The sequence below is a fragment of the Pseudomonas brassicacearum subsp. brassicacearum genome (genome assembly GCF_008801605.1).
Lineage (GTDB): Bacteria > Pseudomonadota > Gammaproteobacteria > Pseudomonadales > Pseudomonadaceae > Aquipseudomonas > Aquipseudomonas brassicacearum.
Window position 1 is genome coordinate 305,349 of the sequence record NZ_VZPJ01000001.1, and the last position, 21,481, is coordinate 326,829.

The 21,481-nt window shown below is 61.8% G+C and carries 18 protein-coding genes; 10 read left to right on the plus strand and 8 right to left on the minus strand.

The window, feature by feature from the left end:
- Positions 1 to 14: 14 nt before the first annotated feature.
- Together F7R20_RS01325 and F7R20_RS01330 are read left to right on the plus strand one after the other, a co-directional pair.
- On the plus strand, positions 15 to 1,541 hold the full coding sequence (locus F7R20_RS01325; RefSeq protein ID WP_033028093.1) for a UxaA family hydrolase: 1,527 nt from the start codon (positions 15 to 17) through the stop codon (positions 1,539 to 1,541).
- 91 nt (positions 1,542 to 1,632) lie between these two features.
- Complete coding sequence (locus F7R20_RS01330; RefSeq protein WP_003200864.1) at positions 1,633 to 2,340, plus strand: FadR/GntR family transcriptional regulator; 708 nt, start codon at positions 1,633 to 1,635, stop codon at positions 2,338 to 2,340.
- 111 nt (positions 2,341 to 2,451) lie between these two features.
- Here F7R20_RS01330 and uxuA read toward each other — a convergent pair whose 3' ends face one another.
- The 6 genes from uxuA to F7R20_RS01360 form a co-directional block, all read right to left on the minus strand.
- Positions 2,452 to 3,657 carry a mannonate dehydratase gene (gene uxuA / locus F7R20_RS01335; protein ID WP_003200863.1) on the minus strand — a complete coding sequence of 402 codons (1,206 nt, stop codon included), beginning with the start codon at positions 3,655 to 3,657 and terminating at the stop codon, positions 2,452 to 2,454.
- Between the two features lie 16 nt (positions 3,658 to 3,673).
- A complete protein-coding gene (locus tag F7R20_RS01340; protein WP_003200861.1) occupies positions 3,674 to 5,131 on the minus strand; it encodes a mannitol dehydrogenase family protein in 1,458 nt (485 codons plus the stop codon).
- Positions 5,132 to 5,148: 17 nt separating this feature from the next.
- Positions 5,149 to 6,441 (minus strand): MFS transporter, encoded by a 1,293-nt coding sequence (locus tag F7R20_RS01345; RefSeq protein WP_003200859.1) that lies wholly within the window; start codon positions 6,439 to 6,441, stop codon positions 5,149 to 5,151.
- A 78-nt stretch (positions 6,442 to 6,519) separates the two neighbouring features.
- Positions 6,520 to 7,551, minus strand: coding sequence for a Zn-dependent oxidoreductase (locus F7R20_RS01350; protein ID WP_003200857.1), 1,032 nt, complete (start codon positions 7,549 to 7,551; stop codon positions 6,520 to 6,522).
- Positions 7,552 to 7,605: 54 nt separating this feature from the next.
- Complete coding sequence (gene manD / locus F7R20_RS01355; protein ID WP_081352549.1) at positions 7,606 to 8,817, minus strand: D-mannonate dehydratase ManD; 1,212 nt, start codon at positions 8,815 to 8,817, stop codon at positions 7,606 to 7,608.
- Positions 8,818 to 8,821: 4 nt separating this feature from the next.
- Positions 8,822 to 9,823 (minus strand): sugar kinase, encoded by a 1,002-nt coding sequence (locus F7R20_RS01360; protein WP_003200853.1) that lies wholly within the window; start codon positions 9,821 to 9,823, stop codon positions 8,822 to 8,824.
- A gap of 153 nt (positions 9,824 to 9,976) precedes the next feature.
- On the opposite strand from F7R20_RS01360, the gene kdgR reads away from it, so the two are divergent.
- Positions 9,977 to 10,759 (plus strand): DNA-binding transcriptional regulator KdgR, encoded by a 783-nt coding sequence (gene kdgR, locus F7R20_RS01365; protein ID WP_003200849.1) that lies wholly within the window; start codon positions 9,977 to 9,979, stop codon positions 10,757 to 10,759.
- A 266-nt stretch (positions 10,760 to 11,025) separates the two neighbouring features.
- Here the strand turns inward: kdgR and F7R20_RS01375 are convergent, their stop codons facing one another.
- Positions 11,026 to 12,582, minus strand: coding sequence for a carbohydrate porin (locus F7R20_RS01375; RefSeq protein WP_003200847.1), 1,557 nt, complete (start codon positions 12,580 to 12,582; stop codon positions 11,026 to 11,028).
- A gap of 170 nt (positions 12,583 to 12,752) precedes the next feature.
- Between F7R20_RS01375 and F7R20_RS01380 the strand changes: the two genes are divergently transcribed.
- The 6 genes from F7R20_RS01380 (at position 12,753) to F7R20_RS01405 (ending at position 19,597) form a co-directional block, all read left to right on the plus strand.
- Positions 12,753 to 14,027 carry an ABC transporter substrate-binding protein gene (locus F7R20_RS01380; RefSeq protein WP_003200845.1) on the plus strand — a complete coding sequence of 425 codons (1,275 nt, stop codon included), beginning with the start codon at positions 12,753 to 12,755 and terminating at the stop codon, positions 14,025 to 14,027.
- A gap of 21 nt (positions 14,028 to 14,048) precedes the next feature.
- Entirely contained in the window at positions 14,049 to 15,014 is a 966-nt protein-coding gene (locus tag F7R20_RS01385) for a carbohydrate ABC transporter permease (protein WP_003200843.1), read from the plus strand.
- Positions 15,011 to 15,853, plus strand: coding sequence for a carbohydrate ABC transporter permease (locus F7R20_RS01390; RefSeq protein WP_003200841.1), 843 nt, complete (start codon positions 15,011 to 15,013; stop codon positions 15,851 to 15,853). The genes F7R20_RS01385 and F7R20_RS01390 overlap by 4 nt, the downstream gene beginning before the upstream one ends.
- A gap of 31 nt (positions 15,854 to 15,884) precedes the next feature.
- Positions 15,885 to 17,030, plus strand: a complete 1,146-nt coding sequence (locus F7R20_RS01395; RefSeq protein WP_003200839.1) for an ABC transporter ATP-binding protein — start codon at positions 15,885 to 15,887, stop codon at positions 17,028 to 17,030.
- Complete coding sequence (locus tag F7R20_RS01400; protein WP_003200836.1) at positions 17,027 to 18,529, plus strand: glycoside hydrolase family 32 protein; 1,503 nt, start codon at positions 17,027 to 17,029, stop codon at positions 18,527 to 18,529. Before F7R20_RS01395 ends, F7R20_RS01400 begins: the two co-directional genes overlap by 4 nt.
- Before the next feature lie 75 nt (positions 18,530 to 18,604).
- Complete coding sequence (locus F7R20_RS01405; protein WP_003200833.1) at positions 18,605 to 19,597, plus strand: LacI family DNA-binding transcriptional regulator; 993 nt, start codon at positions 18,605 to 18,607, stop codon at positions 19,595 to 19,597.
- Between the two features lie 27 nt (positions 19,598 to 19,624).
- On the opposite strand, the gene F7R20_RS01410 is transcribed toward F7R20_RS01405, so the two are convergent.
- Entirely contained in the window at positions 19,625 to 20,212 is a 588-nt protein-coding gene (locus tag F7R20_RS01410; protein ID WP_003200831.1) for a TetR/AcrR family transcriptional regulator, read from the minus strand.
- Between the two features lie 170 nt (positions 20,213 to 20,382).
- On the opposite strand from F7R20_RS01410, the gene F7R20_RS01415 reads away from it, so the two are divergent.
- Entirely contained in the window at positions 20,383 to 21,477 is a 1,095-nt protein-coding gene (locus tag F7R20_RS01415; protein ID WP_003200828.1) for an alkene reductase, read from the plus strand.
- Positions 21,478 to 21,481 lie beyond the last annotated feature (4 nt).

Sequence of the window (21,481 nt, forward strand, 5' to 3'; positions counted from 1 at the left end):
TCGGAGGACGCCACATGAACCCGCCTTCTTCTTTGCTTGTGCTGGCACCGGGCGATGATGTCGCAGTGGCCCGGGGCGATATCGCCAAAGGTCAGCACGTGAGTGCCGACGGCATCACACTGACCGCCAGCCAGCCGGTTCCGTCCGGCCACAAGATCGCCCTGCGCACGGTGTTGGCCGGCCAACGGGTGCTCAAGTACGGGCAGACCATTGGCCAGGCAATCCGGGACATCGAGCCCGGCGATTACGTCCACGTGCACAACCTGGACATGCCCGCCTCCAATGCCGAACACCGTGTACGGAACGTCTATGTGCCCACCTCGTTGAGCAATGATCCCGCTACGTTCGAAGGTTACGTTCGTGAGGATGGGCGCGTCGGTACACGCAATTACATCGGGGTCATTTCCAGCGTCAACTGCTCGGCAACCGTCTGCAAACACATCGCCAATGCCTTTTCTCCGGAACGCCTGAAAGACTTTCCCAACGTCGATGGCGTCGTGGCGATCACCCACGGCAGCGGCTGCGGCATGGGCGCCAAGGGTGAAGGCATCGACATCCTCAAACGCACCTTGCGCGGCTATGCCGATCACGCCAACTTCGCCGGCGTGCTGTTGATCGGCCTGGGGTGCGAAGTCAACCAACTGACCCCGTTGATGAATGAACTGGGAGATCGCCGCGCTGTGCTCAAGGCCAGCCTGATCATTCAGGAAGAAGGCGGTACTCGCGAAGCCGTGCGCCGTGGCATCGCCCATATTGAAGCGATGCTGCCGGTCATCAACCAATACCAACGGTCGACCGTGGCCGCCAGCCACTTATGCGTCGGTTTGCAATGCGGCGGCTCGGATGGTTACTCGGGCATTACGGCCAATCCGGCACTCGGCGCGGCCGTGGATCTGTTGGTGCAGCATGGCGGCACCGCGATTCTTTCGGAAACGCCGGAAATCTATGGGGCCGAACACTTGCTGACGGCCCGCGCGGCGTCTGCCGAAATCGCGGAAAAATTGATGGAGCGGATCCGTTGGTGGGAAGCTTACGTGCGCCACAACGACGGCGATATGAACAACAACCCTTCGCCGGGCAACAAGGCCGGGGGCATCACCACCATTCTGGAAAAATCCCTGGGCGCCGTGGCGAAAGCCGGTGCGACCGGGCTGATGGGCGTCTACCAATACGCTGAAACGGTCGATACCGGGGGCCTCGTGTTCATGGACACACCCGGTTATGACCCGGTGTCCGCGACCGGCCAGGTGGCCGGAGGCGCGAATCTCATCTGTTTCACCACGGGCCGCGGCTCGACCTACGGTTGCAAACCCACGCCCTCCTTGAAGATCGCCACCAATACTCGCCTGTTCCAACGCATGGAACTGGATATGGATTTCAACGCCGGCGGCATTGTCGATGGCGTGGAGTCGGTGGCGCAGGCGGGAGAGCGGTTGTTCCGACTGATGGTGGAGACGGCGTCCGGACATCGCACCTGCAGTGAGGAAAACGGCTTGGGCGATAACGAGTTCCTGCCTTGGCAGATCGGCGCGGTGATGTGAATGGCAGAGTCACTGCAACCCTTCCCCACATAAATGAACACCATCAAGCGCCTATGGTAGCCTTTGCGGATTCTCCGATGGACGCCACCCCATGGTCTCACCGATCAACACCGCCGAGCGAAAGCCGTACCAGAAAATCGCCGATCAACTGCGCAACTACATCGCCCAGGGGGATTTCAAAGCAGGCTCCAGGCTTCCCCCCGAGCGTGATTTGACCCAACTATTGGGTGTTTCCAGGCCGTCGCTGCGCGAGGCGCTGATTGCCTTGGAAATAGACGGTGACATCGAGATCAAGATGGGCTCCGGCGTGTACGTGCGCGCCAAGCCCAAGGACGGAAAGAACCCGAGCATGACCTTGGGCGAAAGCCCCTCGGAACTGATGCAGGCGCGTGCCTTGATCGAAGGTGAGTCGGTGATCCTGGCGTGTCTGCATGGCAAGAAAAGCGACTACCGCTATCTGCAGGAATGTATCGATGCCATGCGCGCAAGCATCGCCAATGGCCTGCCTCCGCTGGAGGATGACCGTCGCTTCCATCAGCGCCTGGCCAAGATGAGCGGCAACTCCGCCCTGGTCCGGATCATCACTGCGCTCTTTGATGAACGACACAACCCGATTTCGGCTCATCTGAGCAAACACTCGGAGAATGCCCTGACGTGGGAAGCTGCGGTCGTCGAGCATGAGGCGATCCTGCACGCCGTAGCCAACAAGGATGTGCTCGGCGCCCAAACCTCGATGCGCCAGCATCTGAGCCGTTCGGAGAACCGCTGGCTGCAAGCGCTGGAACCGGAAGGGGCTTGATCGTTCCCACGCTCCTGCGTGGGAATGCATCCCGTGACGCTCTGCGTCACACCCCGGAAGCGGAACGCGGAGCGTCCCTGGCGACATTCCCACGCAGGAGCGTGGGAACGATCAAAGATCGCAGGCTTCGCCAGTTCCTACAGAGCTCAGCTGTTGCCGCACAGCCAGCTCCACGCCGCGGATTTCCGCCAAGCCCTTGAGACGGCCGATCAGCGAGTAGCCGGGATTGCTTTTGCGCTGTTGATCGTCAAGCAATTGATGCCCATGGTCTGGCCGCAGCGGCAAGCGCGGGCCGCCTTCGCGCTCACGTCGGCGCTCTTCAGCCACCAGGGCGGCGATGACCCCGACCATGTCGACGTCACCATCCAGGTGATGGGCCTCATGGAAGCTGCGTGGGTCGGTTTCCCGGCGAGTTGAACGCAGGTGAGTGAAGTAGATGAACGGCGCAAAGTGCTTGGCCATCGCCACCAGGTCGTTGTCTTCACGCACACCATAGGAGCCGGTGCAGAACGTCAGGCCATTGGCCGGGCTAGGCGCCGCGTCCAGCAGCCATTGGGCGTCTTCGGCAGTGGACAAGATGCGTGGCAAACCGAGCAGCGCCCGGGGCGGGTCGTCCGGGTGGATCGCCATGCGCACACCCACCTCCTCCGCGACGGGGATCACCGCGCGCAGGAAATACCCCAGGTGTTCGCGCAACGTGGCCTCGTCGATGTCGGCGTAGGTACGCAGCAAGGCACGGAAGTTGTCCAGGCTGTAGTGCTCCTCGGCGCCGGGCAAGCCCGCGATCAAGGTGTTGACCAAGGTTTCACGCTGGGTAGGTGACAGTTGTTCGAAGTAGGCCTTGGCTTGCTGGATATCCTCGGCGCTGTATTCGGCCTGCGCAGCCGGGCGCTGGAGGATGAACAGGTCAAAAGCGGCGAATGCGGTTTGATCGAAACGCAATGCCCAGCCACCATCCGCCAGCTCATAGGCCAGGTCGGTACGGGTCCAGTCCAGCACCGGCATGAAGTTGTAGCAGACGATATCGATGCCGCAGCTCGCCAGGTTGCGCACGCTTTGCTGGTAGTTGGCGATGTATTCGTCGCGCCGCCCACAGCCGCGCTTGATGTCTTCGTGCACCGGAATGCTTTCCACCACCGACCAGCTCAAGCCGGCCGCTTCGATCATCTGCTTGCGCGCCGCGATGGCCTCCACTGGCCACACCTGGCCATTGGGGATTTCGTGCAGCGCGGTGACGATGCCGGTCGCACCGGTTTGGCGAACGTCCGCCAGGGAAATCGGGTCTTTGGGGCCAAACCAACGCCATGTCTGTTCCATGTTCTTCTCCTTGTTATCAGTTGAGTGCGGCAAGGGCGGGCAACAGGCTGTCCACACCATCGCGGACCAGGGTGCGATAGGCGCGGTGCACGGCATCGCGAAACTCTGCGCGAGCCGCCAGCTGCAGCGGGAAGACTTCATCCAGGTCGAGGAAAGCATTCACCCGCGATGCGCCCTCGAAGCGTCCCGCAAGATCGGCAAAGGTTGCGCTCAGCGGGTCGTCGATCACGTGCATCGACTGACCAGGCAACGGCTGCGTGCAGTAGTGAATCCAGGCCGCGATGCCCAGGGCGGTACAGTCGATGCTGCGCCCTTGGTCGAGCAATTGCTGCGCGCCGAGCAACCAGCGTTGCGGCAGTTTCTGCGAGCCGTCCATGGCGATCTGGCGCAAGCGATGTTGCAGGCTGTCGTTGGCAAAGCGCGCCCGCAGGTCGTGGGCATACACCGAAAGATCGATGCCGGCCGGCATGTCCAGGGTGGGTGCGGCTTCCTCGGCCATGTAACGCTCGAGGAAGCGCGCCAGCTTCACGTCGCTGACGGCGTCGAAGACCGACTCATGGCCGGCCAGCAGCCCTACGTAGGCCAGCAATGAATGGCTGCCATTGAGCATGCGCAGTTTCATGGTTTCAAACGGACGCACATCGTCGACCATCTGCACACCTTCCACTTCCCAGTCCGGGCGGCCGAGGGGAAAGTGATCCTCGATCACCCACTGGCTGAAACTTTCACAGACCACTGCCGCGCGGTCGTGGCAGTCCAGTTGTTGCTCCAGCCGACGGAAGGACTCGTCGTCCATGGCCGGCACGATGCGATCGACCATGCAGCTGGGAAACGCCACCTGTTGCTCGACCCACTGCGCCAGCGCCCCATCCTGCAACGCCGCCAAGGCGCTCACCGCCTGGCGGGTGCGCTGGCCGTTGTCGGGCATGTTGTCACAGCACAACACGGTGAAGGCCGGAATGCCTGCCGCGCGACGGCGACGCAAGGCCTCAAGGACAATGCCGGGGGCCGAGCGCGGCGTTTGTGGCTGCGCGATGTCATGGGCAATCGTCGGATCTTCGCGGCGCAACTGCCCGGAGGAAGGGCTCAGGCAGTAGCCTTTTTCGGTGACGGTGAGCGTGACGATCCGCGTTTGCGGCGCAGCCATGCGCTGCAGCAACTGCTCCAATTCATCACCGCCCTCGCCCACATACAAGGCCTGGCGCAACACTCCGATCTCGCGCAGGGTCACCTGCTCGCGGTCGCGGTACTCGGCCACATGGTAGCGGCCGTCCTGCTCGCGCAATTGCTCGACCAAGGTGCGATTGGAGCGCAGGTTGGCGCTGCATAATCCCCAGTCACTTTCGCCATGGCGATTGAGATGGCGTTGCAGGTAGACCGCCTGGTGCGCGCGGTGAAACGCGCCCAGGCCCAGGTGCACGATACCGATCTGCGCTGCAGTCCCGGTACAAGGTACACGTTTCACAACAGGCATCGACTCACTCCTTCTGTTCAGGGATGGCCCAGGGCCGAAGCGGGTTGCGAGCTTTGTGCCGCCGCGTTGCCGGTATCGGCCACCGACAGCGGTTTCACGTAGCGCGCCACACACACGGCACCGATCACGGTCAACAGCCCCGCCAGCAGGAATGCACTGGTGAACGAGCCGGTGAACTGCACCAGGAAGCCCGTCAGGGTCGGGCCGACAATGCCCGAGGTGTTAGCCAGGAAATGCATGAAACCGCTGACGCCGCCCACCCGCGCCGCCGGGACGGTGTCCTGGATGATCGCCCAGTAGATGGCACCGGTGAGGTACAGGAAGAACACCGCCAAGGCGACGAGGATGACCGCCGGATACAGGGTCTTGACCATCCCCGCACAGGCGATGCAAACGGCGCAGGCCAGCAGGCAGGTCACCAGCACCACCTTGCGGGAGAACATCATCTTTCCGGTTTTCTTGAACACAAAGTCGGAGATGAAACCGCCCAAGGCCAGGCCGAGGAAACCCAACACCCAGGGAATGACCGTGGCGATGCTCATGTCCTTGACGTTCAGGCCGTGGGCCATGGTCAGGTAGCTGGGGAACCAGGTCAGGAAGAAGAATAAGGTGTAGTTATAGGAAAAGAACGCCAGGGAGGTGAACAGCACCGTTGGCTGCTTGAGGTAGAAGCGCAGTGGGAACACCGGTTGTGCTGCCAACTCGCTTTGCCCCTCGGCCCGCAGAATCTCCTCGGCCCCCTCGCCTTCTGGCCTTTCCTTGACGAACTTGAACCACACCGCCGCCCAGACCAGGCCGATCACCATGATGATGATGAACGACATCTTCCAGCCGTAGGTGACGGCGATAAAGCCCACCACCGGACCGGAAATCGCCCCGCCCAGCGGCGTGCCGGACATCGAGGTGCCAATCGCCCGCGCCCGGCGCTTGGGGGTGTACCAGTTGTTGACCATCTTGCTGGTGGTGACGCTCAGCGGTCCTTCACCCATGCCGAACAGGATCCGGATAAGTACCAGCGAAGCGAAGCCCACCGTCAACACGGTGAGGCCGCTGAACAACGACCACAGGACCATGGCCAGCAGCAACGTGGTCTTGGCGCCGTAGCGGTCGGCGGCCCAGCCACCGATGAAGTTGAAGGCGGCATAACCGACGAAGAAACTACTGAAGATCATGCCCATCTCACCCGTACTCAGACCGTAGTCTTTCTGGATGAAAGGCGCCGCCACAGACAATGCCGACCGGTCGAGGTAATTGATGACCCCGGCCAGGAACAGCATGATGATGATTAAGCTACGTCCTTGACCAAACATGGTGGAACCTCCCGCTTGTTGTGTTTATTCGGTGAGGGTGCCCATGACAGGCACGATGAAACCGGTGGTACAGACAGCTCAGGGATGGGCGTTCGTCAGTTCCACCAGTATTTTTCGGGTTTGCTCGGGATGTTTTTCGATCAGGTCGATGGCGCCGGGCATTTCGTCGAAGCTGACGCGATGGCTGATCAGGTCCTGGACCTGCAACTTGCCACTGGCGATCAGTTCGATCACCCGCGGGAACTTGCGGTTATTGAGCCGCGAGCCCACCAGGGTCAGTTCCTTCTTGATCATTTCCAACTGCACCAGATCACTCGGCGTGGCATTGAACCCCAGCAACCCGATGCGCCCGGCCGGCGAAGCCAGGCGCACCATCTGCGGCATGAGTGCCGGAATGCAGGCGGCATCGACAATCAACGGCACACCTTCACCTTGAGTCAATTCACGCATCGTGGCCTCGACGTCGACTTGCTGGCCGTTGAGGGTCCGGCTGGCGCCCAGCGCCCGCGCCGTCTCCAGGCGGCTGTCGATGACATCGGTCACGGTGATGTCGGTCAATCCCAGCGCCCGGGCCATCTGCACCAGGGTCAGGCCGATCACCCCGGCACCGTAGATCAGCACGCTGTCGCCCGGATGAGGCTGCATCCGATCCAGCACGTTCAAGGCAATGGAGTAAGGCTCGACCAGGGCGCCGTGGCTGAGGGACATCGAATCGGGCAAGCGGTGTGCGTTCTCGGCCGGTACGCACACCTGCTCGCTGAAACCACCGTCACGATGCACGCCGATCACTTGCAGGCGGGTGCAGACATTCGGTCGGCCAATCCGGCAGGGATAACAGGTACCGCAACTGATCACCGGATCGACGCACACTCGGTCACCCACTTGCAGGTGTTCGACACCGTCGCCGACTTGCCGGACCACCCCGGAGAACTCATGGCCGGTGACACGGGGGAAACGCACGAATGCGTTCTGCCCATGAATGATGTGCATGTCCGAGCCACAGATGCCGGCATACGCCACATCGACCTGGACCTCGCCTCGGGCGAGCTGCGGTCGGTCGACCTCGGCCAACCCGAACTCGAAGGGTGCTCTTACCTGGAACGCTTTCATCGGGTCACTCCTGACGGGACATTCGCCCCGTTTGCTCAAAGGGTTAAAAGCGTTTCACCAATGCCACAGCGTGCCGTCTTCAAGACGGTTGACCGGCAGGCTGGCGCGCTTGTAGGGGTATTGGCGGGCAAGGTCTTCATCGATGTCGACGCCATGTCCCGGTGTTTCGCCCGGCGTGAAATGGCCGTCCTCGAAGCGATAGGCATGGGGGAAGACTTCATCGATGCGGTCTTCGTGAGGCATGTGTTCCTGGATGCCGAAGTTGGGCACCCAGGTATCGAAATGCAGGGCCGCGCCCATGCACACCGGTGACAGGTCGGTGGCGCCGTGAAAGCCGGTCCGCACCTGGAACAGCGCGGCGAAATCGGCAATACGCCGCACATGGGTAATGCCGCCGGCATGCACCAGCGTCGTGCGGATGTAGTCGATCAATTGTTCCTGGATCAACTCGCGGCAGTCATGGATGGAGTTGAACACCTCGCCAACGGCCAACGGTGTGGTGGTGTGCTGGCGAATCAGGCGAAAGCTCTGCTGGTTTTCGGCCGGCGTACAGTCTTCCAGCCAGAACAGGTTGTACGGTTCCACGGCCTTGCCCAGGCGCCCGGCTTCGATGGGCGTCAGGCGATGGTGCACGTCGTGGAGGATATGCAGGTCATCGCCAAAGCGTCCGCGCACGGCGGCGAACAACTTGGGGACGTAGTTGAGGTACTTGGCGGTGTCCCAGACGTGTTCGGCGGGCAGGTCGCTGTCGGCCGGCTCATAGCGCTCGCCACTGCGCTTGGCGACGCCGTAGGTGGTGGCAATGCCGGGCACACCGCATTGCACACGCACGGCTTTATAGCCCAGCTCGACGTGACGGGCGACTTCGTCCAGGCACCCTTCGATGTCCTTGCCGGTGGCATGCCCATAGACCATCACCCGCTCGCGGCTCTTGCCACCGAGCAACTGGTACAACGGCATGTTCGCGGCCTTGGCCTTGAGGTCCCAGAGCGCCACGTCGACGGCGGCAATGGCGGTCATGGTCACCGGCCCCCGGCGCCAGTACGCACCGCGATACAGGTACTGCCAGATGTCTTCGATGCGGTGGGCGTCGCGGCCGATCAGCGCGGGCAGCACGTGCTCCTCCAGATAAGCGACCACCGCCAGTTCGCGGCCATTCAACGTCGCATCGCCAATGCCGTAGAGGCCCTCGTCGGTGACGATTTTCAAGGTGACCAGGTTGCGACCCGGGCAGGTCACGATGACGCGCGCTTCAACAATTTTCATAAAGTCAGACCTGTGCAACAGAAGGGAGTGAGGACGTGCCCATGTTCGGCATCGCCGCTTGGGGAATCAGCGCACCTCGGTATTGGACGACCTGGGCAGCCAGGCGATGGCCCCAGCGGGCGGCCTGCTCTGGATCGCCGCCACGCAGGCGACAGGCCAGGTACGCGGCGTTGAACGAATCACCGGCAGCGGTGGTGTCGATGACATGGACGACGGTTTGCGCGGGTATTTCGAAACGCCCTGTCGGGCACTGGATCAAACAGCTGGCGGCGCCGCGCTTGAGGGCCACCTCGCGAACTCCCGCCTGGGCGTAGGCACTGAACAAGGCCTCCGTGTCGCGATAGCCGAACAGGGCCGCGTCATCTTCCCAAGTGACCAGGGCCAGGTCGGTCAGCTGCAACAGGTCGCGGTAGGCCTGCCGGGCCGTTTCAGGATCGGGCCAGAGGTGGGGACGGTAGTTGTTGTCGAAGACGATGCGCGTACCGGCTCGGCGCGCCAGGTGCAAAGCCTGGATCAGGCGTTGGCGCCCTTCTGGCGTGAGGATCGCCAGGCTGATACCGCTCAAATAGACGTAGTCGTAATCAGCCAGCGCATCGAGCATGGCCTCTGCCTCGGGGCCCTCGAACATGCGCCGCGCCGCCGCTTCCCCACGCCAGTAGAGGAAACGCCGCTCGCCGTGGGGATCGGTCTGGATGAAATACAGCCCCGGCAGCGCGTCTTCGATCACGCGGACATGGGCATCACCGATCCCTTCGTCCAGCCAGGAGCGGCGCATGGCAACGCTGAACGCATCGCAGCCCACGGCCGTCACGTAGTCCACGGCCACTGCGCCACGCAGATTCAATCGCGCCAGGTAGACCGCGGTGTTGAGCGTATCGCCACCGAAGGTCTGCGTGATCGCGGCACCCGGTTCACCGCGCATCTCGATCATGCATTCCCCCACCAACGCCACCTTCATCGGGCGGGCGAAGCGGGTCTCTGGGCCATGGTTAAGCGTTACATCCATAATCAACGCGCCTTTCTTGTTTTTAAAACGGCGTTTCATTTTTATCTCAAGGCCCGAGTCTAGTCAGATTTGCCGCCTCGTCAAGCAAAAATGAAACAGCGTTTTGTTCTGCTTGCGTATATCCTTGGGTTTTACTTTCACGTTGGAGCCTTCATGGACAACAGCGTCATTCCAAACAACGATCTGGTGTCGGCGGTTGGCCGGACCATGGCCGTGCTCGAGGCACTGGCCGAGCATCCGGAAGAAAGCGGCGTCTCGGAAATCGCCAACAAGCTGGACATGTCCAAGGCCACGGTCTATCGCTTCCTGCAGTCGCTCAAGGCGCGTGGGTATGTGGTGCAGGACGCCGAGGATCGCTATCGCCTCAGCGTCCGGCTGTTCGAACTGGGGGCCCAGGCCCTGCCCCACCTGGACATCGTCCGGGAAGCGGAGCCGGGTATGCGGCGGATCAACGAGCTGACCGGCGAAACCGTCCACCTGGGGATTCTCGACGAAGGCAGCATCGTCTACGTGCACAAGATCGACTCCAAGTACAACCTGCGCATGTACTCGCGCATCGGCCGGCGGGCGCCGTTGTACTGCACCGGCATCGGCAAGGTGCTGATGGCCTGGCTTGAAGAAGAGGAGTTGCTGGCGCACTTGGCGCAGGAAAGCTTCGAGCGTCGCACGGCCAATACCTTGACCAGTGCCGAAGCGTATCTGCAGGAATTGGAGACCGTCCGCCAGCAAGGCTATGCCGAGGACCATGAAGAGTTCGAAGACAACATGCGTTGCCTGGCGGCACCGATCCGCGACCGTTTTGGCCATGTGATCGGCGGGATGAGCGTTTCATTTCCCTGCTTTCGCTTCAGGGAAGAGTTGAAGCAGGACTACGTCAAGCAACTGATGCAAGCCACCCAACAGATCTCAAGCCAGTTGGGCTGGCATGCGCGGTAATACCCATCAGTCAAGCAAAGCCCCTGTGGGAGCGAGCCTGCTCGCGAAGGCGTCGGCAGACCCAACATCATTGCAAACTGATCCACCGCTTTCGCGAGCAGGCTCGCTCCCACAAGGGGGTGTGGCGTACGCAAGGTCTGTGAGCAACTCGGTAAAACTGTGGGAGCGAGCTTGCTCGCGAAGGTGTCGGCACACCCAACATCATTGCAGGCAGATCCACCGCTATCGCGAGCAAGCTCGCTCCCACAGGTTTCAACTGGCCGGCATCAGAACCAGGTTTCCATCTGGATGCCGTACTGCCAGACACCGCCGGCGTTGAAGTCAGTCTTGCCGAAGGAATCCGTGGTGCTGTACCGGTCCAGGTCCGACGACCAGTTCATCACGCTGGCGAACAGGCGTAGCTCAGGACGCGTGAGCAGATCGCCCAGGTCAGGCTTGAAGGTCGGGGCGACCGTGAACTTCCAGAAGTTGCCGTCGACCGCATTGCGTTGCAGGTAGCCCTTGGGGTCCAGCTTCATGGTTTGCCAGCTCATCTCGTAGGCCATCTCGAAATTGCTGTTGATTTCATTGGCCAACCGCACGTTCAGGGTCATCCAACGGTAGTCGTCGCCCTTGACATAGCGGTCCTTGCTTTGTTCAGCCAGCAGGCTCGGGCCGATGCGCCAGCCGGACGCTATAGGGGTCTCGCCGTAGAGCGCCAGACGCAGGGCACGAGCATCGTCGATAAGCTCGCCATCCGAGCCAACGTTCTTGACCTCAGCCCCCAGGCCCTGCCCATAGAGCAGCGCCGTCTTGAAGAAGCCTTCGCGGCCGAAAAAGTTTTTCTGGTGATTGGCGACCATGCTGTGCAAGCCGGAGTCGGCCGGCGTCAGCCCCGCCTCGTTGGTGCGGGTAGCAAAGTCGTTTTTCTTCGAGCCGATGGCGTTGAACATCCACTGCCACTGGCCACCGTCGAAAAACTGGTTGGACGTCAGGATGTAGCTTTCCACATCGGCATTGACGCCACCCTCGCTGAAATCCCCGTAGTTGCGACCGATCAATGAGTAGTTCGAGCGCCAGTCCTTGGTCATCTGTATATCGTAGATGCCGCCACCGGTGCCGGCCAGATAGACGACGTCAGAGTCCAGCCAGTGGATGTCGAAATTGTCCCGGTCGAAGCGCTTGCCGGCCCACAGGGTCGAGTTTTCGAACATCGAATTGCCCTTGAATGCCGCGAGGTGATCGAGTTCGGTAAACACCTGGCGCACGTTCAGGTTGCTTTCATCGGCGGTCCAGTCGTTGGAGCTCTCCACACCATCGGCGATGGACACCGTGAACTTGGAGTGGGTGCCGTTTTGCGCGTACTGCTCTTTCGACAGGTCGATGCGCATGTAGGTGTCGTCCTCGTTGCCGAGTCGCCCGACAGCGCCACCCACAGAACCGGCCGGAGTGGTGTACGGACCGCCACGACCACCGCCCAACCCATCATTGATCAGCAACCCGGAGCGAGCATAGCCCTTGAAGCTGAAGCCGTCGGTAAGGTGTGCGCCACTGCCCTGCTTCGCCGTGCTTTGCTGGCTGGCTTCGAGTTTTGCCAGGCGAGCATCGAGCGTGGGGACCGTAACAGCGGACGCCACCGGTTGTGTGGCGGGCGTGGCGAGTTTGAGTTGCTGCAATTCCCTGGCGAGTGCCTGGGTTTGCTGTTCGGCGGCGGCTGCGCGTTTTTCCGCTGCGCTGGCACGGGCCTCGAACGCGGCCATGCGCTCTTCCAGAGTCGCGGCCTGAGAAGTGGTCGCCGCGGCGCCGAGCACGCCTGCGAGTAGCCAGCTTGATGCTTTCTGCATGTGGATTTTCCCTGTTTTGTTTTTATTGTTCTGTTGCCGCGACCGGCCTTTTTCGCCCAGGTTCTGAATTGTCAAACCAAAGGAAAAAAAGGATGCCTCATCGCAAATACACTGCTACATTTGGCGATGTTAACGTTAACTTTTCTAAAAACAAAAATAAAGAGGGCTTTATGAAACAGCTCAAATCGATCCTTCCAGCGGCACTGCTCGGCCTGTGCGTCGGGTTTCCATCCCTCTCCACAGCCGCCAACCTGACGATTTCCTGCGGTGCCGTGGGTGCTGAATTGCAACTGTGCAAGGAGGCCGTCGAGGCGTGGTCGAAGCAGACCGGCAACAGCGTCGAAGTGGTTTCCACGCCTAACTCGGCGACCGAGCGGTTGTCGTTCTACCAACAGATCCTCAGTGCGCAATCCAGCGACATCGACATCATCCAGATCGACATGGTGTGGCCGGGGATGCTTGCCAAGCACTTGATGGACCTGCGCGAGGTGCTTCCTGCCAACGCGACCCAAGGTTACTTCCAGGCCCAGGTGGACAACGCCACGGTGAACGGGCGCCTGGTGACCATGCCGTGGTTCACCGACTCGGGGCTGCTGTATTACCGCAAGGACCTGCTCGAGAAGTACGACAAGCCCGTGCCCCAGACCTGGGAAGAAATGACCACGACTGCCAGGGCTGTCCAGCAGGCCGAACGCGATGCCGGGAACGCCAATGCCTGGGGTTATGTATTCCAGGGGCGCGCCTACGAAGGCCTGACGTGTAACGCACTGGAGTGGATCAGCAGCCAGCCGCAAGGCGGGCTGGTCAACGCGCAAGGCGACATCGTGGTCAACAGCCAGGCCTCGAGGGCCGCATTGACCCTGGCCAAAAGCTGGGTGGGAGACATCTCCCCGCGTGGCGTACTCAATTACACCGAGGAAGAAGGACGCGGCGTCTTCCAGTCGGGCAATGCGTTGTTCATGCGTAACTGGCCTTATGTCTGGGCCCTGGTGCAAAGCCAGGACAGCGTCGTGAAGGACAAGGTCGGCGTCGCTCCCCTGCCCCGCGGCGGCGCGACGGGCACCCATGCGTCCACTCTCGGCGGCTGGGGCCTGGCGGTGTCGCGCTACAGCGCCAACCCCAAGCTCGCCGCAGAACTGGTGAGCTACCTGAGCAGCGCCCAACAGCAGAAACACCGCGCCCTGGTGGGTGCCTACAACCCGGTGATCGAGTCGCTCTACCAGGATCCCGAGTTGCTCGCCGCCATGCCGTACTACAGCCAACTGCGCAGCATCCTCAATGATGGGGTCATGCGCCCTGCTTCAATCACCGCCGACCGCTATCCACGGGTCTCCAATGCGTTCTTCGATCAAGTGCACGGCGTGCTGGCGGACGAACGGCCGGTCGATCAGGCGCTGGCCGAACTGGAAAGCGAACTCACGCGCATCAAACGCCGGAACTGGTAAGCCACAAGGAAGGAAATCACCATGTCTGTCTCCACTACACTCGCCCCCGGCGACGACGAGTACCTGCTCACTCGGGAAACGCCGGTACAACGCCGTCGCGTTCGCGCCGCCTGGCTGTTCCTGAGCCCGATGTTGCTATGCCTGGCCCTGGTGGCGGCCTGGCCGCTGCTGCGCACATTCTGGTTCAGCCTGACCGACGCCAGCCTGGCCGACACGGGCGATGCAAGCTTTGTCGGCTTGAGCAATTATCTGTATCACAGCAGCGCCGGCTGGTCGGGCATCCTGGTCGATCCACAGTGGTGGAACGCGGTGCGCAACACCTTGCATTTCACCGTGGTGTCAGTGGGATTGGAAATCGTACTGGGGCTGATGGTGGCGTTGCTGCTGAACGTCAAGTTCACCGGACGCGCGCTGGTGCGGGCGTTGATCCTGATCCCCTGGGCGATCCCGACCATCGTCTCGGCGAAAATCTGGTCATGGATGCTCAACGACCAGTTCGGCATCATCAATCACCTGATGCTCGGCCTCGGCCTGATCGATGCGCCCCTGGCCTGGACAGCCGACGCGGACCTGTCGATGTGGGCAGTGATCATCGTCGACGTCTGGAAGACCGTGCCTTTCGTCACGCTGCTGATGCTGGCGGCCTTGCAGATGTTGCCCAGCGACTGCTACGAAGCCGCCAGGGTCGATGGCATTCACCCGGTGAAAGTGTTCTGGTGGGTCACCCTGCCGCTGTTGATGCCGGCATTGCTGGTGGCGGCGATCTTTCGCATCCTCGACTCCTTGCGGGTGTTCGACGTCATCTATGTGCTGACCTCGAACTCATCGAGCACCATGAGCATGTCGGTCTATGCCCGCCAGCACCTGGTGGAATTCCAGGACGTCGGTTACGGCAGCGCCGCTTCGACCTTGCTGTTCCTGGTCGTGGCGGTCATCGCCATGACTTACCTGTACCTCGGACGCCGTCAGCTGGAGGTTCGCTCATGAGCCCGCGCCTGCTGAAAAAAGCCCTGCTGCGCACCGGGTTCTGGTGCCTGATCGGGATCTTGCTGCTGTATGCGGTCTTCCCGTTCTACTACGCCATCGTGACGTCGCTGAAGCCGTCCAGCGCATTGTTCCAGGTGAGCTACTGGATCGACAACCCCGACTTCTCCAACTATGCCGCCGTGCTGAGCCAGGCCTCGTTCCTGCGGGCCATCGGCAACTCGCTGGTGGTTGCGCTGAGCGTGGTCGCGCTGGCGTTGTTCCTCAGCCTGACCGCCGCCTATGCCCTGGGCCGCGTGAAGTTTCGCGGCCGCGGCGTGGTGTTGATGATGGTCCTGGGCGTCTCGATGTTTCCACAAGTCGCGGTGCTGTCGGGATTGTTCGAAGTGATACGTGCCCTGGGCCTGTACAACACGTCCTGGGCGTTGATCCTGAGCTACACGATTTTCACCCTGCCCTTCACCGTCTGGGTGCTGACCACTTTCATGGGCCAACTGCCTCATGAGCTGGAAGAGGCCGCGATCATGGACGGTGCGTCACCCTGGGTCACGCTGACCCGCGTGCTGTTGCCGCTGCTCTGGCCGGCACTGGTCACCACGGGGCTTTTGGCCTTCATCGCCGCCTGGAACGAGTTCCTGTTTGCCCTGACCTTCACCCTGACCGACTCGCAACGCACGGTCCCGGTCGCCATCGCGCTGATTTCCGGCGGCAGCCCACATGAACTGCCTTGGGGTTTGCTGATGGCGGCGTCGGTGCTGGTCACGGTCCCATTGGTGATTCTGGTGCTGGTCTTCCAGCGCCGCATCGTTTCCGGCCTCACTGCCGGCGCGTTAAAGGGTTGAGGCCCAACACAGACAAGAAAGGAACAGCATCGTGATCAAGTTGAAGCTGGACAACGTGAACAAACAATTGGGCGGCGCACGCATTCTTCGCGACGTCAGCCTGGAAATCTCGGCGGGTGAATTCGTGGTTTTCGTCGGCCCTTCGGGCTGCGGAAAGTCGACCTTGCTGCGGCTGATCGCCGGACTGGATTCGATCTGTGACGGCGACCTGCTGATCGACGGACGCCGGGTCAATGACCTGGAACCGCGCGAGCGTGGCGTCGGCATGGTGTTCCAGTCCTATGCGCTGTACCCGCACATGAGCGTCTACGACAACATCAGCTTTGGCCTCAAACTGGCCAAGACCGAAAAGACCAGCCTGCGCGAGCGAGTGCTGAAAACCGCGCAGATCCTGCAGTTGGACAAACTGCTGCAGCGCAAGCCACGGGAACTGTCGGGTGGACAGCGCCAGCGGGTGGCCATGGGCCGGGCCATGGCGCGGGAACCGGACATCCTGCTGTTCGACGAGCCGCTGTCCAACCTCGACGCCTCCCTGCGCGTGCAGATGCGCAACGAAATCGCCCGTCTGCATGGACGACTGGGCTCGACCATGATCTACGTGACCCACGACCAGGTTGAAGCGATGACCCTGGCCGACAAGATTGTCGTGCTCAATGGCGGCCGCATCGAGCAGGTCGGCTCGCCACGCGAACTCTATGAGCATCCGGCCAGCCGCTTTGTCGCCGGTTTCCTCGGTTCGCCCAAGATGAACTTTCTGCCGGCGCACCTGCACACCCCAGGTGAAACCAGCCAGATCGACAGCCCTTTATTGGGTATGACGCCCCTTCCCTTCGACAGCGCCCACCTGGCGGCGAACAGCCCATTGACCTTGGGGATTCGCCCGGAACACGTGTCGCTCAAAGCGGCGCAAGGCAGCGCCGGCATCGTCGTGGTCGGGGTCGAATACCTGGGCAGCGAAACCTACGTGCACCTGGAGTCAGGCGAGGATGAACCGTTGATCTGTCGCTGCGAAATCAACGCCGGATGGCGAGTGGGCGATCGGGTTGAACTGCAACTGGCGTTCGGCAGCGTGCATCTGTTCGACGCGGATGGCACGGCCTTGAGACGCCATCCTGCTGTTATTGAAGTCCTCCCGGAGGACGTCCCGCAGCGCTCGCCAAAAGCAGGCGCCCTATGACTGTGTCTGTGAATGCCATGAATGCACCCATGCCCTCCCCCCTTGAACATGCGCAGCAGGCGCTGAGTGAAGGTCAGTCTCGTCTCATCGACGATTATCGACCGGACTATCATCTGGCGCCTGTCGCGGGCTGGATGAACGACCCTAACGGCGTGGTGTTTTTCCGTGGCGAATATCACGTGTTCTACCAGCACCACCCTTTCGATGCCAAATGGGGGCCAATGTATTGGGGGCACGCCAAGAGCGCCGACCTGGTCCATTGGCAGCATCTGCCCCTTGCCCTGGCGCCAGGCGATGACTTCGACCGCCACGGCTGTTTTTCCGGTAGCGCGGTGGTGTGTGGCGACACCCTGGCGCTGATCTACACCGGGCACACCTGGCTGGGAGAAGTGGGTGACGAACGCTTTATCCGCCAGGTCCAGTGCCTGGCCACCAGTGACGACGGCATCCGGTTCGTCAAGCATGGCGCTGTCATCGAGAACGCGCCGCAAGAAACGATCATGCACTTTCGCGACCCCAAGGTCTGGCAGGAGGACGGCTATTGGTACCTGATTGCCGGCGCGCGCCTGGGCGACAAGCCGCTGCTGCCGCTGTACCGCTCCACCGACCTGCACACCTGGGAATTCCTCGACTACGTGTCCAGCGGCAATGAGGGCGATGGCTACATGTGGGAATGCCCGGACCTGTTTCGCCTCAACGGGCGCGACGTGCTGCTGTACTCCCCCCAGGGCATGCAACCCGAAGGTTACGAACGCCTCAACAAGTACCAGACCGGTTATCGCATTGGCCGACTCGACAGCGAATGGCACTTCACCGGCGGGCCGTTCATCGAACTGGATAACGGTCACGACTTCTATGCCGCGCAAACGTTGGAGGCCGCCGATGGTCGGCGCCTGGTGTGGGCTTGGCTGGATATGTGGGAAAGCCCGATGCCGAGCCAGGCTCATCACTGGTGCGGCATGCTCGGCTTGCCCCGCGAGCTTGAACTGCAGGGCGATCGCCTTGGCGTGTTTCCGGCACGGGAACTGACGGCGCTGCGCCAGGCGCCGCTGCCGAGCGTCGCACCGTGGGGCGAGTCGGGCAGCTGCTGGGTGCCGCAAGTGCTGGGCGACAGGCTGGAAATCCATGTGCATCTGGATCTGCTCGGCTGCACCGAAGGCCGCCTGGGCGTCGCCTTGCGCTGCAGTGCCGATGAGCAGGAACAAACCCTGCTTTATTACGACGCGTCACTGCAACGCCTGGTGCTCGATCGCAGCCGCTCGGGTGCGCAAGTGAGTGGTCAGCGCAGCGTGTCGATCGAGTCGACGCAAACACAACTGCACCTGCGGGTATTTCTCGATCGCTCGTCCATCGAGGTGTTCGAGGAAAACGGCCGCTTCAGCTTCAGCAGCCGCCTCTATCCGCGGCCCGACAGCCTCGGGGTGAAGCTGTTGGCGAACGGGACTGGCGGGCGCGTCGCCATTCCCAAGGCCTGGCCGCTGGACTCGGGCTGGCTGTGAGTACCGTCATTCGAGTCGCGAGAAGCCCAGGGCCTGTGTCATGATTCTGCGTCAACCTGACTGGCCGCACTTCGCATGACTTCCGTGAAAGACGTTGCACAGCTGGCCGGCGTATCCCTGATGACGGTTTCGCGCGCGCTCAACACGCCGGAAAAACTGAGCCCCGAAACCCTTCAGCGGGTACGTCGCGCCATTGAGGAACTGCAATTCGTACCGAGCCTGTCGGCGCGCAGGATGCGCGGCGACAACCTGCAGGCGCGCACCATTGGTGTGTTCGCACTGGACACCGCGACCACGCCGTTCGCCGTCGAGTTGCTGCTGTCCATCGAACAGACCGCGCAGCAGGCAGGCTGGAACGTCTTCATCCTCAACCTGTTGAGCAACCCGCCCACCGACCAGAACATCGACCTGATGCTGTCGCACCGCCCCGACGGGTTGATCTTCAGTGCCATGGGATTGCGCCAGGTGAGCATTCCCGAGCGACTCAAGAGCAAGCCGCTGGTGCTCGCCAATTGCCTGGCCGATGACAGCCACCTGGTCAGTTATGTGCCGGATGATGAAGCCGGGCAGCATCGAGCCATGCAGCATGCGTTGAACCAAGGCTATCGGCGCCCGCTGTGTATCAATTTACCGAGGAAGAGTCTTGCCTGGGGCCTGCGCCAGCAAGGCCTGCAACGCGCCTGCCAGGCCGTCGGGCTGGCACCTGAAGCACTCCTGCAGTACGACCTTTCCGATCACGACGCCTACGGTGAAACCGCCGCCATTCTCGACCGGCATATCGTTGACGGCCGTCCGCAATTCGACATCCTGGTCTGCGGCAACGACCGCATCGCCTTTTGCGCCTATCAGCTGTTGCTGGGGCGCGGCCTGAAAATTCCCGACGATGTCGCGGTGCTCGGCTATGACAACATGATCGGCATCGCCGAACTGTTCATCCCGCCACTGACCACGGTACAACTGCCGTACTACGAGATCGGTCGCCAAGCGGCCCGGCACCTGATCGAGAACCTCGAGGTATCGGGTGCCCAGCCGGTGGATTGCCCGCTGGTGGTCAGGGCGTCGCTATAACGCCAATCGGCATCCGGCGCCCTGCCCTCAAGGCTGCTTCGCGGGCGACGGCGGCAGCGCCGCGATGATCCGGGCGCGGCATACCTCGAGGATTTCATCGGCCAGCGCGGAATCGTCCGGGCAGGCACGCGACAACATGATCGCACCGACGGCATGCGCCAACATGTCGAGCATTTTTGCCCTGATCGCTTCCTGCGGCGCGTCTTGCCCGGCCTCGTACCGGCTTTCGAGCGCGGCCAGCGTGTTTTCGATACCGTTGGCAAAGGTAGCCTTCAGTTCGGGCGATTGACGGGCAGCGTCGCCACACAGTGCCGCCATGGTGCAACCACCACCCCGGCCGTCACGGTGATCCCTGGACACGTAAAGATCGACGAAATCAGCCACGTCGATGCCCGCATTGTCGGTCAGCGACTGCGCAAGGCTGCTAGCTGCCGCTTCGGCCATCAAGTCGGCCTTGGAGCCGAAATGCTTGTAGAACCCGCCATGGGTGAAGCCGGCGGCCGCCATCAGGTCCGCCACACCTACGCCGTCAAAGCCTCGCTCGCGAAACAAGACAGAGGCCGTCTCGACGATGTGCTCCCGATTTGCCTGGGCCTGGGCCTTGGTCACCCTCATTTTTCACTCCCTCGTGCTGCTCGAAAATCATGCTCACATCATACATAGATGTCGAACATAATCAAATTCGTTGACAGTTTAGATTTCGGTCATCATCCTAATGAAAAGTCGCGCTCACCTCGCCAGGCTGCACGCGCTCCCTTTATCCAAACCTACGGAAACAAGACGTCATGACCGACCAGATCCTGTTCACGCCCTACACGTTGGGTGATCTCACGCTTTCCAACCGAGTGGTCCTGGCGCCGCTGACACGTAACCGTGCGGGGCAAGGCTTTGTACCGAGCGAGTTCGCTGCCACTTACTACAGCCAGAGAGCGTCGGCAGGCCTGCTGATCTCCGAGGCTTCACAGATTTCCCAGCAAGGACAGGGCTATCAGGACACACCCGGGATCTACACCCAGGCACAGATCGACGGCTGGCGCACGGTCACCGAGGCCGTGCATGCCAAAGGTGGGCGGATTTTCCTGCAACTGTGGCATGTCGGCCGCGTTTCCCACGTCGACCTGCAAGCGAATGGTGCGGCGCCGGTGGCCCCCTCCGCCCTGCGTCCGGCGACCAAGGTCTTCGTCAACAATAGTTTCGAGGACGTTTCCGAACCGCGAGCGCTGGACATCAGCGAGTTGCCCGGGATCGTCAACGATTTTCGCCAGGCGGCGGCGAACGCCATCGCCGCGGGATTTGACGGCGTAGAGATCCACGGCGCGAACGGCTATCTGCTGGACCAGTTCATCAAGGACGGCGCCAACTTGCGCACCGATGCCTACGGCGGCTCGATTGAAAATCGTGCTCGCCTGCTGCTGGAAGTGACCGCGGCAGTGGTGGACGAAGTCGGCGCCAACCGCACCGGCCTGCGCATCTCGCCGGTCTCGCCGGCCAATGGTGTGTCCAGCAGCGAGCCACAGGCCCAGTTCGACTACCTGGTCGACCAGCTCAACGCCCTCGACATCGTTTACCTGCACGTGGTCGAAGGCGCGACCGGTGGGCCGCGCGACGTTGCGCCCTTCGACTTTGGTGCCTTGCGCCAGCGCTTCAAAAAAACCTACATCGCCAACAACGGCTACGACCTGGACCTGGCCACCTCACGACTCGCCGAGGACAAGGCTGACCTGATCGCCTTCGGCCGGCCGTTCATCGGCAATCCGGACCTGGTGGAGCGGCTCAGAACCGGTTCGCCTTTGTCGGCTTTCAATCCCGCTACCCTCTACGGTGGTGGTGCGACGGGCTACATCGATTATCCAACGCTCGCTGAATCCAGCACGCAGTAACACT